The organism is Bacillus weihaiensis (genome assembly GCF_001889165.1).
Lineage (GTDB): Bacteria > Bacillota > Bacilli > Bacillales > Bacillaceae > Metabacillus > Metabacillus weihaiensis.
The window spans coordinates 1-14,656 of record NZ_CP016020.1; the positions used below are offsets into that span (position 1 = coordinate 1).

Sequence of the window (14,656 nt, forward strand, 5' to 3'; positions counted from 1 at the left end):
TGTGATATGTAAGGTTTTTGAATGTTTTACCCCATTTTTGGAGTTTTTTTCTTATTTACAATGTAATAATAATTAGACAAACAACGAAAATACACCATATGTATACCATTCCTCGACCTTTTTTTAGTTTCCTCTACATAGCTTCAATCCTTATCCTGCTTGTGTTTAGAAATCCTATAATCGTATATTCCTATTGAGATTCTAGTCTTTTTTACCTGAAATGACCTAGTGGTAAATAATGGGTAATTATGTATATGAGAATTTTAACTGTAGACAAAAAAGAATCATAGGAAAAAAAATTCCTTTTTATTTACATTTTAGTTTATAACTGTATTAAATTGGGTATTTGTGTTATTGGTATATGTAGGAAAAACTGTTAGGAATAAAGAAAACATGTTTTTCTGAAGAAGTAAGAGCATGGATAATTTGAGAGCTCGCTTTGAGGTCTGGAAATATCTAAGGAACGATTATTGATCCGGGTACTCATCTTTTACATAAATGAGGAACCAAAAAAAACCATTTGATAGGAGAGGAAAACATGTCTGGAATTATCCGCGTTACCCCTGCAGAGCTAGTTAGTATGTCAATCGTTATTCAAGTGAGAGTAGTCAAGTAGGAGATCAAATTTCACGTTTAGACACAATGATTAGAGAGCTTGAGGGTATGTGGGAAGGTGAATCAAGCCGTGCATTCAGTGAACAATACCAAACGTTAAGACCTTCATTTGTTCAAATGCAGCAGCTTTTAGATGAGATTTCTACTCAATTAAACAGTACATCGAAAGCTCTTGAGGATGCTGACCAACAAATCGCAAGCCAAATTCGTGGCTAAACGTTAGATAAGAAAAGCAAGGGGCGTCGATTCTTACTAAGCGGCGCTCCTTCCTTATGAGGTGAAAGCATATGTACATAGAAGTAACGATCGATTTAAAACATTATCATGGAGACACTTTTGACCTCCGCCTATCAAATTATCACTCTGTGAAAGAAATGGTTTCAATTGTTTGGCAAGCGAAAAACCTTTCAAGCTCACCAAGGAAGGGTATTATTCGTGTGACAAACAAACAAAGTCGTACAAGGTAATGAAAGATTAATAGATGCAAGGATCTTTACGGGAGATCGAATTGAAATATTGTGAGGGAGTATAAGATGTCTACACAAATACAAAGTCATTTTTCATATTTACAGGAACAAATTGAAGCAGACGTCACACAGAAGGATCAAACCATAACGTTTTTGTTCCAAAAAAAAAATTAAGCTTGATCATCCACATGAAGTCTCCTTTCTTTCTGAGGTCAATCAAACGATCCAGAAAAAATAGAGATGAAGGATGATGAATTATGTATTGAATACAAGCTGCCGCAAACTTACTCATATTTTCCTCGTCACGTTCAAAGATTAGATGAAAAAGAGCGCTATATTCTTGCTTATCATTTGGTTCAACTTGTTAAACAGCATTCACTCTCAAGGTTCATCTTCTTGTATGTCCTGAAAACATAGTTTTTGATCAAGGATTACAACCTTATTTGCTACATTTTGGAGTGATGGAAAGTCTTCCACCATATGAAAAAAATTCAGACCAATTATTCCAAGAAGTAAAAGCAACAGTTGCTACTTACTTGATCGTACATATACCTTTGAGCAATATGTTCGCTTTTTCCAAACATTAAAGCTCTCTTCCCTAACTAAAAGGATTCACGAAGCTAGTTCCCTACAAGATCTACTTATCATTATTGAAGAAAATATAGAAAGGCTAAAAAAAGATCAAGCAAATTATACTGTGGTGAAGAAACAATCTTGGAAGCTGACGCGTGGCATCATGTATGGTGTCATCATTTGCTTTATTCCAGCTCTTATTTATTCCTTGTATTCGTTCTTTTTTGTCCAACCAAAGCAAACGAGCTTTATTCAAAGCGCAGGAGTTCTTCCTACAAGATCAATACAGTGATGTGGTGACAGAGCTTCAGCCATATGAAATTGATGATATGCCTATAGTTACACAGTATGAGCTAGCCTTTCTTACATCATAAATGAATCATTAACAGAGGATCAGAAGGAAACCGTTCGAAATACGGTTACTCTTCAAACAGATCCACAATATTTTCATTATTGGATCTATATTGGACGCGGAGAAGCTGAGGAAGCATTAGATATTGCAAGGTTTAGAGGATCGCGACTTAGTTCAATTTGGACTATTAAAATACAAAGAGCAAGTGAAGTCAGATGATGAATTGGACAGGGAAGAACGTCAGCAGACTCTAGCTGAAATTGAAGATGAAATAAATGAATACGAAAGACAAAAGGAAGAAGTTCAAGCAGCAGAGGAAAAAGAGGTAAATGAAGGAACAGAAGGAACTGTTGAAGCAGATGAAGCGGATAATGGTCAATTAACCGAACCAGCCGAACAGGCTGAACCAGCATCAGCCCCGGAAGCCTCAGACGCTAGCGATAAAAGAAACAGAATCTAAAGAAAAATCAGGTGAATGATGGCATAGAACGTGGAGGTGGACCGATGAATATTCTTTGGATTTTTCATCAAGAAGCATATCAGAAATTAGAATGGAAACAAATACAAAAACAACAAGTTACAATTGGCTCGGAATTAGAACATACTGTTACCTTTCAAACCTATCCAAAAAAAGAAGAACCAATCACTATTCGTAAGGAGGAGGAGGGGTTTTCATTCCATGTGGGTTCCTCCCAAACTCGAAAGTTGGAGCCCCTCAAAGCATATAAGATCAACATTGAAAATGAGCAGTTCACCCTTTATTTAAGTCAACAAAAAGTAGAGAAGCAAATTTACTATATAGGACATCTGCCTGAACTGTCCTTCTCGACAAGGAGGATGCACAATCCACTTTCTTTAAACAAGCAGATGAGGGGATGAAAGAACAAGGATCTTCGATCTTTTACGACAGGGAATGAATGGGTGCTAGAAGGATCTATGGATGAGACTGTGTTCGTAAATGGTCAGAGAGTACATGCAAAACAAAGGATTCATACCGGTGACGAAATTGTTTGGCCCTTTATGAGCATGACATTGATTGAGGATGATTTTATTCAAGTGGATAGCGTATCAACTGTTCACACCTCCCTACCTGTAACAAAACAGCCAGATTCTGAGATGAAAAAGTAGTATCTTTATCGTAGGGCGCCCAGAATGGTGTATGACTTACCGATGAAAAAGTACAGCTGTCATTTCCTGGCCAGGATACGGAGGGGTCCAATCGGAGTCTTTGGTTAATCATTATGCCGCCGCTTGTGATGCTTCTCGTCATGGGGTTAGTTGCCATTTTAGTTCCAAGAGGGATTTTTATTATTGTCTCATTAGTCATGTTTATGACGACCTTAGTGACATCAACTGTTCAGTATTTTAAAGACAGAGGAAATCAAAAGAAAGCTAAGGAGCGTCGAAAACGAATATATACAAATTATTTGCATACAAAAAGCCGAGCTACAACAAGTAGCAGACAAACAAAAGGATGTCCTTTTGTTTCATTTTCCTTCTTTTGAACGAATGAAGTACTTAACAAGCCAGCATTCAGACAGATTATGGGAGCGATCATTAGAGAGCCCGGATTTTCTCCAATTTCGACTTGGAACAGGAACGGTTCCAGCAAGCTACAAGATTAGTGCTACATCCTCTGATATGTCTAATCGAGAGATGGATGAATTGCTAGAGGAATCACAAAAGCTTGAAAACAGCTATCAATCTTAGAAAACTTACCGATTACTGCAGACCTCTCTAAAGGTGCAGTTGGGCTAATTGGAAAGAATGCAGTGTTGAAAAATGAGCTCCATCAAATGATTGGACAGCTCGCATTTTTTCACAGCTACCATGATTTGCGTTTTGTCCTTTTATTTGATGAACTGGAGTATCTGGAATGGGAGTGGATGAAGTGGCTTCCGCATTTTCAGGTTCCAAATTCCTATGCGAAGGGATTTATTTATAACGAAAAAAAACACGGGATCAACTGCTCTATTCATTGTATGAAATGATTCGTGAACGAGATCTGGAAGAGGATAAAGAAAAGCTTCGCTTTGCTCCTCACTATGTGTTTGTTGTGACAAACCACCAGCTTATTTCAGATCACGTCATTCTAGAGTATTTAGAGGAGCATCGTTATTTAGGAATATCTGTTAATTTTGCAGCGGAAGCGAAGGAAAGCTTAACAGAGAATATTCATACTCTTATCCGCTATATCAATGACGAGCAAGGAGATATTCTTATTCAGGATAAAAAGGCTGTAAAGATACCTTTTAGTTTAGATGCACATAAACGAGAAAATAACGAGGAGTTTGCGCGACTTTTAAAAACGCTAGATCATCAAATTGGAATGACAAACTCCATTCCAACTAGTGTGACTTTCCTGGAAATGATGAATGTTAAGCAAGTCGATCAGCTTCCTATTAAACAAAATTGGCTAACGCGTGAGTCGGCTAAATCGTTAGCTGTACTATTGGTTTAAAGGGGAGAGAGGATAAAGTTGAGCTGAATTTACATGAGAAGGCACATGGACCTCATGGATTATTAGCGGGTACCACAGGTTCAGGGAAAAGTGAGCTTTTGCAAACGTACATCTTATCCCTAGCTGTTCATTTTCATCCACATGAAGTGGCCTTTTTGCTTATTGACTATAAAGGTGGAGGAATGCACAACCTTTCAAGAAAATGCCTCATTTATTAGGAACGATCACAAATATTGAAGGAAGTAAGAATTTTAGCCTGCGTGCATTAGCATCGATTAAAGCGAGCTGAAAAGCGTCAGCGTTTATTTGACGAGTATCATGTTTCACATATTAATGACTATACGAAGCTATATAAGGATAAAAAAGCGAATCAGCCGTTACCACATTTGTTTTTAATATCAGATGAATTTGCGGAGCTAAAAACGGAGGAGCCTGATTTTATCCGTGAGCTTGTAAGTGCTGCCCGGATTGGACGTAGTTTAGGTGTCCATCTTATTCTTGCAACACAAAAGCCTGGTGGTGTTATTGATAACCAAATTTGGAGTAATGCACGCTTTCGTATTTCCTTAAAGGTGCAAAATGCAGAGGATAGCCGTGAAATCCTTAAAAATGGAGATGCGGCATCTATTACTCTGACAGGTAGAGGGTATTTACAGGTGGAAATAACGAGGTATATGAGCTTTTCCAATCAGCTTGGAGTGGTGCCCCTTATCGTGAAGAGGAGACGTACGATTTAGAGGATGAAGTCCGCCATTGTGACGGATCTTGGCTTAGTGCCATTATCAGAGGTTTCGACCCAAAAACAGCAACAAAAAGAAAAAATAACGGAAATCTCTTCTATTGTCCAAAGAATAGCAGAAACACAAAAAGAGATGAACGTTGAAAAGCTTCAAAGCCCGTGGCTTCCACCTCTTGAATCGAGATTGTATCTAATAAAAGAGGAGGAGCAAAAGGAAAGGTCGACGATTGTATTCGCAATGATTGACGAGCCTGAAAAGCAAAGTCAAACGAATTATCCATACCAGATCATTGAAGATGGGAACATTGGGGTGTTTGGTTCATCAGGCTATGGTAAAACAACAACTTTACTTACTTTACTTTTAGGGATAGCTAGAAGGTATTCGCCAGAAGAGATTCATTATTATTTGATGGACTTTGGAAATGGTGGATTATTGCCTCTTAAGCAGCTCCCACATACAGCAGATTATTTCTTAATCGATCAAGAACGTAAGATGGAGAAGTTCATGAATATCCTAAAAGAAGAGATTGCGAGAAGAAAGCAATTATTTCAAAAGCAAGAGGTAAGTTCGATCAAGATGTATAACGCATTAAGTGAAAAACAGCTACCTCTCCTCTATTTAGTTATTGATAATTTTGACATCGTGAAAGAAGAGATGCTAGACCTTGAACAACAGTTAAACCAGTTTGCAAGGGACGGCCAATCTCTCGGTATATACCTCATGCTCACAGCAACAAGAATTAATTCTGTACGTCAATCGTTAATGAATAATTTAAAAACGAAAATCGTCCATTATCTAATGGATCAAACAGAGGCTTATACGATGTTAGGAAGACTTGAATTTGCTCCGGAAGCAATTCCTGGCCGAGCCATTATAAAGCAGGAATCAGCCTACTTTTCACAGGTGTATCTACCTACTGAAGGGAACGATGACTTTGAGCAAATGGCGAATGTGAAGGCAGAGGTTCATGAGCTAAAAGATGTTTATGCACATGTGGATAAACCACAAGCCGTACCTATGTTACCAACAGAGCTGAATATCGTTTCTTTTGCTGCCTATTATGAAAAGAAAAAGGGATTACTTCCTATCGGGCTGGATGAAGAACAAGTCACACCTGTTTATGTGAATTTTCTTAAAGTAAAGCATTGTATCGTTCTCGGTCAGGCACAAAAAGGAAAAAACGAACACACTAAAAGCATTTATCCATACGGCATTAGAGCAAGAAGTAGATCAACTCGGTGTGTTTGATTCCATCGATCGCGGTTTAGCTTCTTTCATAGGTGATAACCGCTTAGTTTATTTAGAAGGGAAAGAGCACATTGCTTCTTGGCTCGATAAGGTAGAAGAAATCATGACTGAGCGGGAAAGTATCTATCATCGTGAAATCAGTCTAGGAAACTCAGTACCTGTATTTACACCGGTGTTTCTAGTCATTGATGGATACACACGTTTTTTACAAAATCTTGATCATCTCCTTCAAGATCGCCTCGTCAAGTTTATGAAAGAGTATAGCCATCTTGGCTTTAATATGATTGTTTCAGGAAGTAACAATGAGCTAACGAAAGGATATGATCCTTTAACTCTTGAAATCAAACAAATTCGCCAGGCGGTTGTTCTTATGAAAAAATCGGAGCAAACGATCTTTACACTCACATATGATCGAAAAGAAAAAGAAATTCAACCAGGGTATGGATACTATGTTGAAAACGGTAAAGAACAAAGTATTCAAATTCCATTAGTGAATGTGGAAAGGAAGGCACATGTATGAACCAGCTAGTAACGATACTCAAACTTTTACTCGTTATTGCTCTTATTGTTGTTACCCCACTGGTTTTCTTTCAAACTATCGGAGATAATCCGTTTAAAGTTGAAAAAGCGAGTGCAGCACAAAGGATCGCCATTATTAACGAAGATATGGGAACTGAGGAGGAGGGCGAACAAATCCAATTTGGTCAGGATGTTGCAGCCATATTAAAGGAAAACTCTGCCTTTGAATACACAGTTGTCGGAAGAAGTGCAGGAGAAAACGGATTGAAAAATCAAAAGTACGATGCCGTCGTATATCTCCCGTCAAACTTTTCTGAAAATGTCATGACTTATAATGAAGAGAATCCAGTCAAAACAAATTTTGAGTATAAAGTACAAAGTCAGTTAAATAGCATTAATAAAGAAAAAGTGGTATTAGAGCTTGAAAAAGCAACGAAAAAAGTAAATCAAAAAATTTCAACGCTCTACTGGAATTATATCTCTGTTGATATGGAAACAATCCGACAGGAATTTGATGAAATTCTTCAAAAAGAAATTGCCTTTCAAGAGGCGATGAAGGCCTTCTATCAACCAAGCTCTAAAGATCTCGCTGGACAAATTGAAGAACAAAGAATGATGCTAGCAAGCTTGCAATCTTCTATTCAGAATACGAGCGAAAGAACACCGGATCAGAAATCCCTGCTTGAAGGGTATGAAAAAAGCTTAGCTAGCTTCGTAGAATTTGTTGAGCAATATAAGGAATATCAAGATAATCAACAAAAGGTACTAGCCGACATGCAAACAGAGGCCATTTTAACGGTGAATCAAGCGACTCAGGATCAACAGCCTATGTTTATGCAATCAAAGCAGCTGTTTGATGACGAAGGGAATACGTTCATTGAAAATATGAAAAAGCTTGATACTCAAATGTTTAACCAAACGCAAACCTTTGGGCAGCTACAAGAGCAAAGGTATAGCCTTGTGAGTAAACAATTAAGTGAATATGAAACCCATCAGAAAAAGGTGTTGGATTTTTACCAACAATTAAAGGATTCTACTGTATTAAACAACGTGGAAGCAAAGCTTGCTGAGTATAGTGAGTCATTAAGTGAAGCACCAGAAGAGCCAGAAGAAGAAGCTCCAAAAGAGGAGAAGGAAAAGAAAAACCAGACAAAAGCAACATTACTTGCAGCAGACACTGGTCAAGAAGGTTCTCCTGAAGAATCTCAAGAAGAGGAACAACCGGAGGATACGGATATACCTTCTGGAGATGACACCGAGGAAGAACAACCAAAAAATCCAGAAGAAGAGCCCTCAGAGCCACCAACGAATCCAGATACACCAGAGGATACAGGCTTTGTAAATTTAGAGGCCGAAAGAAACGAGCTTTCTGCGATTATTGAAGAGATTAATAAACTAAAGGAAACCCTATCAACCAATACAGACCAAAATTCAGAGGAATACCTTTCCGCTTTAGAAGGGTTAGGGAGTGTGCAAGATCGAATTGCAGTTGTAGCAGAATCATTACGTGATAAGGAAAGCGGTGGTACTAATCCGCTTCAAGAAAAACTAGAAGAATTACAAGAGCTACTTACTACAACGAGTGAAAAAGTAGCAGGTTTAGAGCTTGATAAGCAAAATCTAGAAGACCTGCGTGATACTCTTATTGAAGAAAAAATGATTTAATCAAGGAAAAGAATCTACTAACCGAGGAAAAAGAAGCATTACAACAGCTCTATGATGACCTCTTTACTCAAGCTACTAAACTAGAGGAAGAGCTGAATCTATACAAGGATTATGAGGCAAATATAAAAGAAGAAATCGAGAGAAAAGAACAAAGTATCTTAGCGTCTAAAGCCTTATCTGAAACACGGAAAACAAGAGTGAACGAATTCTTTTCCAAGGAAATAAAGAGCAAAGATTTACTCGATATGATGTTCTATTATTCCTACCTAGACCGATACGAGGCCACGTTAATAAGCATGGCTTCAATTGATCAGGCAAAAATAGATACCTTAACAAATGAAGCTTTACAGCAGGAAGCGAATAAGATTGTTGAAATTAAGGATGATGAGGACGTTGTCTGGACAAAATTGAGTGAAGACTTACCGTCCACTAAGGATGCACTTAATACAATGGAGGATCAATTCACCCTGTTTATGGCTGAATATGAAACGAGTGTAAACGAAAACCAGGATATTTTAGTGAAGAGCCTTGAGGGGATTCAAGAGGATGCTCAAAATATTCTTACTCAAATTCAACAGCCTGAATTAAAGCTTTCTCAAGCACCACCGACTTCAAGTGTTGAAGGGCAGCAAATGGTTTCAGGATCTGAGCAAATAACGGAACAAATGGACTCTATGCATACGTGGCTGGAATCTGTTCAAGAAAGTCAGAGTGGAATCATCGATTATACAAATGAGCTCCAAGGGAGAATAAGCGATGTTCAAGCGGATGCGGATAAACTCAACTCCAAATGGGCGTCAAACGTTGCCTCAACAGAACTCATTCGTGACGATGTATTTAGTGTGTTAGGAAATACATTTGTTGATGGGCAGTCAAATGGATATGTGTATGACTTCTTAACAAATCCATTAAAGGTAAGTGGAGACATACCGGAAGAAACGAAGAGCACAACCGTTCAAAATATTCCGCCTGTTGTGGTGTTATTCATCGTATTAGTTTGTAGCCTTTTAGTTGGCTATACAAGCTATTATTTCCAACAACCACCAGCGTGGATTCAAGCAGTCCTATTCACCTTGTTAAATCTAATAGTAGGCTTTGTTATCAGCTTATTCGGTCTTGAGATTTATCCATTAAGAGAAGAAAGTGCAGTGGAATGGACAGTGTTTACGATCTTATTACTCACTGTGGGATCGGCTCTTGTAAGAGTCGCGCTTTCGGTCCATTTATTAGCGGGTGCATTTATTACAGTTGGCTTAGTGATATTCTATGTCACACCTTTACTTGCCTTAACAACACCAAACTTCAGCTTCCAAGATCCAATGTCGAAGGTGTATATGAGTATCCAATATGGAACAGAATCCTTATTTACACAGGCGATAGTTGTTCTTGGCTTACTATTAGTAGGGTTGGGTGCATTACAGTATTTTATTGGTAGATCAAAAATGCTACAGGTTGAGAAAGGTCAAGAAGCATATGAAGCGTAGGCATCTAGTGAAAGTTTTCTTGTGTCTGGTGATCCTGACACTTTATCACCTTGCCGAAACAACGCAGGTATATGGGGAAACGACAATAGATGAGCTTGAACCAAATGATTATCAAAAAAACAAAGGGAATAAAGAATATAAGCTAAATCAGCAACAAAGCAATCAACGATCTTCCATTCCAGAGGAACAAAAAACACTAACCTTTGAGGGGAAAAGGTATCGAATGATGATCAGGTTCTACAGAGTCTTTTCTCAAGTGAAGTGAAAAATAGTAACACAATTAAAGCAAAAGCTGAAGGTTTAGGACTATTTTCTTCCGAAGAGAAGGTGGCACAAAGTAGTGTTGAAGACTCAGTCACATCTAAAGGATCACCTTTAACCCTGCTTATCATCGTGCTTGGTTCAATTTGTATGTTGTTACTAATTGTGATTTTAGTTGTTTGGGGAAAATCATTGAAGCAAGAGGTTCAAAAAAGATAGGTCGTGTGTTGATGGTTTAGGAGGGGATAATGGTAGATGTATTTCCTCCTTTTCTCTATTTTAATAAAGGCAGTTTTCTCTTAGCTTGTTGCTTTCCTAAAATATCCGAAGTGTAAAGATCTTGCCCCTAGGAACAAGATTTTTCTCTCTGTAAAGTAAGAGCAGCTTTTTTCTTACATACCTTGGTATTAGCTGGGAGTGCTGACGGTATTCTTTGAATGATTACTATACAGAAACAAAGACTAAGAAAAAGAGCCTACATAAATGAGGTGAGAATATGAGTTTGGCGGATTCCCTTTTTAGTATTCAAAAAACAATTTCGAATCGATCAAATCAAGTAGATGAAAAGATTGAAAGATTAACAAAAGCGAAAAATGATCTTCTAGATGAACAGCAGCTTTTTCTAAAAGAAATCAAAACGATTAAGGAACCTGATCTAGGCAATGAATGGCAAGGACAGCGAGCAACTGATTATGATGAGGAACGTGAGGACGCATATATTATCTTAAAGGACATCGGACAAAATGACTTTGAAGATTATCAGCAAAAGATTGAAAATAAGATCAATAGTTTAGAAATGGATCGAGCTCTTCTTAATGTGACGAGTGCCCTTGCATTTGAGGCTGGAAGACTAGTTGATCGTGGTGAGGATGCGGTGGAAGAGCTATCTGACCGAATTAGTGAATTAAGAAGGCGGTTATTCTAATGGTGACGATTAAACTAAATTATGGAACGGTAGTGAAGGAGCTTAATGAGGCAAAATCAGCCCTGCAATCCATTAATCTACGATCGCCAAGTTTAAAGGAGATGGGGAAAAACAAACTAGACTACACAAGCTATTTTCTTGAAAGAGAAGCACAAATCCACCAACTACTTTCGGAATATGTCTCCATAGTAGAGAAAAACATTGATGACACAAAGGTAAATGTACGATCATTAAAAGAACAAGATGAAGCTATTACGAGATGGTAAGGCGAATCATCACTTTACTTATCAAAAGAGAAGAATCCTTATTGTATTAGATACTAGTCAGAACAACTGGGGGGCACAATTCATAGATGGATTGTTGTCCCCTTTTTCATCATCTAATAATGTGTAAGTAATGATAATGAATGGAGGAAAAGGATGAAATTTTTAATGAACTTTGGAGATACAAACTTTATTGGAGTAGCAAACGCTAGTGAATACAAAGCATTCGTAGGAGAAGATTGGGAATTAGATAGTCTCTTACGACATTTCGGAGACGAGATGAAGTGTGGACATATTTTGGTTTTTCAAATGACTGAAGAAGGCATTGAACATTCCTGGAGAGTAGAAGTTAAAATAGGTACGGCAGAAATAGCTGATCCATGCTTTAGGAAAGCAGTAGGGTACTTGGAAGTAACGGAGAACCAACTATATTTAGTGGATTATGATTGCCTTACAATGGCTGCTCAGTTTAAAAATCACAATGTACCTAATCGCAATTGCTCTATAAATAAAATCAAAATAGATAACGGTACATATAAGGTTGAAGTAGTTCAATATTATAACGTAGATAAAGATGAGTATATTGGGAGATCTGATACAGACGTTTTACTACATTTCATAAAGGGAGCAGCCAGCTTACCGATAGCAGATCGTGTATTTTGGTGTACAAATTAAGTGAATAGGCTGTTTTCACATAGATTGTTAGTTTCTATGCCTCTTACTATCTAGTTTGCTCACTTCAATAATTAAACAAATTAACAGACCTGAGAATACTCCGAAATAAGTAGAATAGACTAATGAACTATCCGGTGCGTTAACTGCACTCGCAATAAACAAACAACTTATAAAGCCCATCATTCCACCGGCAATAATCGCTACTACTATTCTAATAAGCATAAAAAAAATCCTCCCCAAGTTTATCAATATTTTTTGTTCTGTTAGTTTAAGCACTTTTCTTCACAGTTACAGTTTTGACATCTATTTTAACATAAAATTACAATTGTTGCGTTGACACAGCAATTGTCACAATGTTACAAGGTGCAATTTCGAATGATATTTCGAGTGTTTAGATCCAATAAACATGAATATATAAAGAAAAAACAACAGACTAAATCATATGCGATTTAGTCTGTTTATTAGTGTGCTATTTTAAATGGTTCTCCACTGAAATGGACCTACTTACATGATAAGGAAGGGCTTTTAGTGCCAAAAAGAGTTAATTAATAAGAGGAATAAGGATAAGCCAAAATGGAAAAGAAGGCAGAGAACACCTTCATTCCAATTTGCTTTATTTCCCCTAGAATTAATAAGGACCTGCGATGCTTTTAAAATTTAAAGCGGTTGACGATCTTCTGTAATTCTTCAGCTAAATGTGAGAGCGAGAAGGCTGCATCAGATATCTCTTCTAGAGAGCCTAATTGTTCTTGTGTAGCTATAGCGATAGCTTCAGAGCTAGAAGATGTTTCTTTCGTTCCTACTTCAAGAGTTGAAAGGGTATATTGAATACCTTCAACACCAGAAGTTAATTGTTGTGTTGCAGAAGCCACCTCTTGAATTTGGGAGGCTACTTGTCCGATTAGACTTAATATCTCACTAAATTGATGGTTCGTATCAGTCACTAAGTTCATACCTAAATGGACATTTTGCTGAACGTTTTTAATATTATTTTCCGTATCCTTCGAGTCAGTTTCAATTGTGGAAACTAATCGTTTAATATGACCGGCAGATTTGTTTGTTTCGTCAGCCAGCTTTCGAACTTCTTCTGCTACTACGGCAAAGCCTTTTCCATATTCTCCTGCCCGAGCAGCTTCAATGGCTGCGTTCAATGCAAGCAGATTTGTTTGTTCTGAAATAGTACTAATTAGAGAAGTGATATCACTAATCTCAGTTGTACTGTTTACTAATGATTCTAATCCAGTACCAGCTTCGTGAACAGATTGACTAATTAATGTCATTTGATTTGCCATCTTATTTAAAGTAGAGGCACCCATTTCTGCCTTATCTCTCATAAAAGAGGAATTCTCTGCAATATTGCTCGTATTAACCGTCACTTCGGATAGGTTGTCTAGTATCTCATTAATTGATTTTGAACTTTCTTCTGTCAGAGAACTTTGAGTTGTACTCGCTAAGGCAATGTCCTTCATTGAGTTAGATACATGATTAGATGTCATTTTAGATTGTTCAGCACTTGCCGATAATTCTTCGGAAGAAGCAGCGACTTGCTCCGATGAGTCGCTTATTTGTCTGACGATACTTCCTAGTGAATGAATAAAAGTATTAAATGATCTAGCGAGCTGACTAAATTCATCTTTCCCCTTAATTGTAATCGTTTGGGTCAGATCTGCTTCTCCTTGTGCAATATCTTCAAGTTGTCTATTTAAGCTTTTAAGAGACCCTAAGGTAGATCTTAGAAGGAGTGTGCTGAACAAAATGCTTACTATAATTGTAGTTGTTGTTACGATTAGGATGAACCATTTACTGATGGTTGCAGATTTTTTAATATCTGCTTTTAAGCTCTCAACATCCTTATCTAATTGATCAACTACTTCATTTACGGACGGATCCAGTACATCCTTTCTTAGTGTTCTCTCTTCACCAAAGTGCATGGATTTAGCCAGGTCGGGACTTGTGGAAAATTGAGATACCACTTCCTGATTCAAGCTCCAATATTCTGTGAAGTTTTTTTGGATGTCCTCGACATTCGATCTATATTTTTGGTTATGGATGAGGGACTTCAATTGCTCTAAAGTAGTGAAAATATCTTCTGCTTTTTCTTTCATTCCCTCAGTAAACTCTTTTTCCCCAGTGATGATAAAAGCTCTTTCATCATTTGATAATCCCGCTAACCTGTATTGGATATGTTTAATTTTATTTTGAACCTCCATTTTATCTGTTAAAAGCTCATCCTTTTTGACAGTAGAGGAGTTAATGAAAATAGATAAGCCTCCAATTAGCAATAATGAAAAAATTAAAATGGAGATAATACCTAAAAGTTTTGTTCTCATCTTCACGTGTGCATTTTCCTTTCATTGTTACATTTTTTAAGAAAATAAAGGCTAATGAACCTTTCATATAAAAATTTT

15 protein-coding genes and 5 pseudogenes are annotated in these 14,656 nt (G+C 37.4%); 18 read left to right on the forward strand and 2 right to left on the reverse strand.

Translation table 11 applies throughout. The features are described 5' to 3' along the window. Positions 1–538 precede the first annotated feature (538 nt). The 18 genes and pseudogenes from A9C19_RS00005 (at position 539) to A9C19_RS00085 (ending at position 12,248) form a co-directional block, all read left to right on the forward strand. Positions 539–831, forward strand: a pseudogene (locus A9C19_RS00005) (WXG100 family type VII secretion target). A gap of 71 nt (positions 832–902) precedes the next feature. Further along, positions 903–1,137: pseudogene (gene yukD / locus A9C19_RS00010) on the forward strand (ESX secretion system protein YukD). Between the two features lie 388 nt (positions 1,138–1,525). Continuing rightward, a pseudogene (locus A9C19_RS22610) lies at positions 1,526–1,770 on the forward strand (type VII secretion protein EssB/YukC); the annotation flags it as partial. A gap of 52 nt (positions 1,771–1,822) precedes the next feature. Continuing rightward, positions 1,823–2,467 (forward strand): annotated as a pseudogene (locus A9C19_RS22615) (type VII secretion protein EssB/YukC). A 44-nt stretch (positions 2,468–2,511) separates the two neighbouring features. Next, positions 2,512–2,886 carry an FtsK/SpoIIIE N-terminal domain-containing protein gene (locus A9C19_RS22120; RefSeq protein ID WP_072578051.1) on the forward strand — a complete coding sequence of 125 codons (375 nt, stop codon included), beginning with the start codon at positions 2,512–2,514 and terminating at the stop codon, positions 2,884–2,886. Between the two features lie 42 nt (positions 2,887–2,928). After that, on the forward strand, positions 2,929–3,135 hold the full coding sequence (locus A9C19_RS22125) for an FHA domain-containing protein (protein WP_233499211.1): 207 nt from the start codon (positions 2,929–2,931) through the stop codon (positions 3,133–3,135). A 354-nt stretch (positions 3,136–3,489) separates the two neighbouring features. Continuing rightward, entirely contained in the window at positions 3,490–3,717 is a 228-nt protein-coding gene (locus tag A9C19_RS22130; protein WP_233499212.1) for a hypothetical protein, read from the forward strand. Between the two features lie 268 nt (positions 3,718–3,985). Further along, on the forward strand, positions 3,986–4,468 hold the full coding sequence (locus A9C19_RS22135) for a hypothetical protein (protein WP_233499213.1): 483 nt from the start codon (positions 3,986–3,988) through the stop codon (positions 4,466–4,468). A gap of 23 nt (positions 4,469–4,491) precedes the next feature. After that, a pseudogene (locus A9C19_RS22140) lies at positions 4,492–5,205 on the forward strand (FtsK/SpoIIIE domain-containing protein). A gap of 3 nt (positions 5,206–5,208) precedes the next feature. Next, positions 5,209–6,456, forward strand: a complete 1,248-nt coding sequence (locus tag A9C19_RS22145; protein ID WP_233499214.1) for an FtsK/SpoIIIE domain-containing protein — start codon at positions 5,209–5,211, stop codon at positions 6,454–6,456. After that, the gene (locus A9C19_RS22150) at positions 6,449–6,976 is read left to right on the forward strand and encodes a hypothetical protein (RefSeq protein ID WP_233499215.1); all 528 of its coding nucleotides are present in this window, start codon (positions 6,449–6,451) and stop codon (positions 6,974–6,976) included. Before A9C19_RS22145 ends, A9C19_RS22150 begins: the two co-directional genes overlap by 8 nt. Continuing rightward, on the forward strand, positions 6,973–8,640 hold the full coding sequence (esaA, locus tag A9C19_RS00055; protein ID WP_072578053.1) for a type VII secretion protein EsaA: 1,668 nt from the start codon (positions 6,973–6,975) through the stop codon (positions 8,638–8,640). The genes A9C19_RS22150 and esaA overlap by 4 nt, the downstream gene beginning before the upstream one ends. A 197-nt stretch (positions 8,641–8,837) precedes the next feature. Then, positions 8,838–10,124, forward strand: a complete 1,287-nt coding sequence (locus tag A9C19_RS00060) for a hypothetical protein (protein WP_145925764.1) — start codon at positions 8,838–8,840, stop codon at positions 10,122–10,124. Beyond that, positions 10,114–10,389, forward strand: a complete 276-nt coding sequence (locus A9C19_RS00065; protein WP_072578055.1) for a type VII secretion EssA family protein — start codon at positions 10,114–10,116, stop codon at positions 10,387–10,389. Before A9C19_RS00060 ends, A9C19_RS00065 begins: the two co-directional genes overlap by 11 nt. Further along, the gene (locus A9C19_RS00070; protein WP_072578056.1) at positions 10,386–10,604 is read left to right on the forward strand and encodes a type VII secretion EssA family protein; all 219 of its coding nucleotides are present in this window, start codon (positions 10,386–10,388) and stop codon (positions 10,602–10,604) included. The genes A9C19_RS00065 and A9C19_RS00070 overlap by 4 nt, the downstream gene beginning before the upstream one ends. A 277-nt stretch (positions 10,605–10,881) precedes the next feature. Then, positions 10,882–11,310: a YwqH-like family protein gene (locus A9C19_RS00075; RefSeq protein WP_072578057.1), complete on the forward strand. Its 429-nt coding sequence runs from the start codon at positions 10,882–10,884 to the stop codon at positions 11,308–11,310. Further along, a complete protein-coding gene (locus A9C19_RS00080) occupies positions 11,310–11,576 on the forward strand; it encodes a YwqI/YxiC family protein (RefSeq protein ID WP_072578058.1) in 267 nt (88 codons plus the stop codon). Before A9C19_RS00075 ends, A9C19_RS00080 begins: the two co-directional genes overlap by 1 nt. A 165-nt stretch (positions 11,577–11,741) precedes the next feature. After that, a complete protein-coding gene (locus tag A9C19_RS00085) occupies positions 11,742–12,248 on the forward strand; it encodes a hypothetical protein (RefSeq protein WP_083584462.1) in 507 nt (168 codons plus the stop codon). A 27-nt stretch (positions 12,249–12,275) separates the two neighbouring features. On the opposite strand, the gene A9C19_RS00090 is transcribed toward A9C19_RS00085, so the two are convergent. Both A9C19_RS00090 and A9C19_RS00095 read right to left on the reverse strand, forming a co-directional pair. After that, on the reverse strand, positions 12,276–12,470 hold the full coding sequence (locus A9C19_RS00090; protein ID WP_072578060.1) for a hypothetical protein: 195 nt from the start codon (positions 12,468–12,470) through the stop codon (positions 12,276–12,278). A 428-nt stretch (positions 12,471–12,898) separates the two neighbouring features. Beyond that, positions 12,899–14,584: a methyl-accepting chemotaxis protein gene (locus tag A9C19_RS00095; RefSeq protein ID WP_072578061.1), complete on the reverse strand. Its 1,686-nt coding sequence runs from the start codon at positions 14,582–14,584 to the stop codon at positions 12,899–12,901. Positions 14,585–14,656 lie beyond the last annotated feature (72 nt).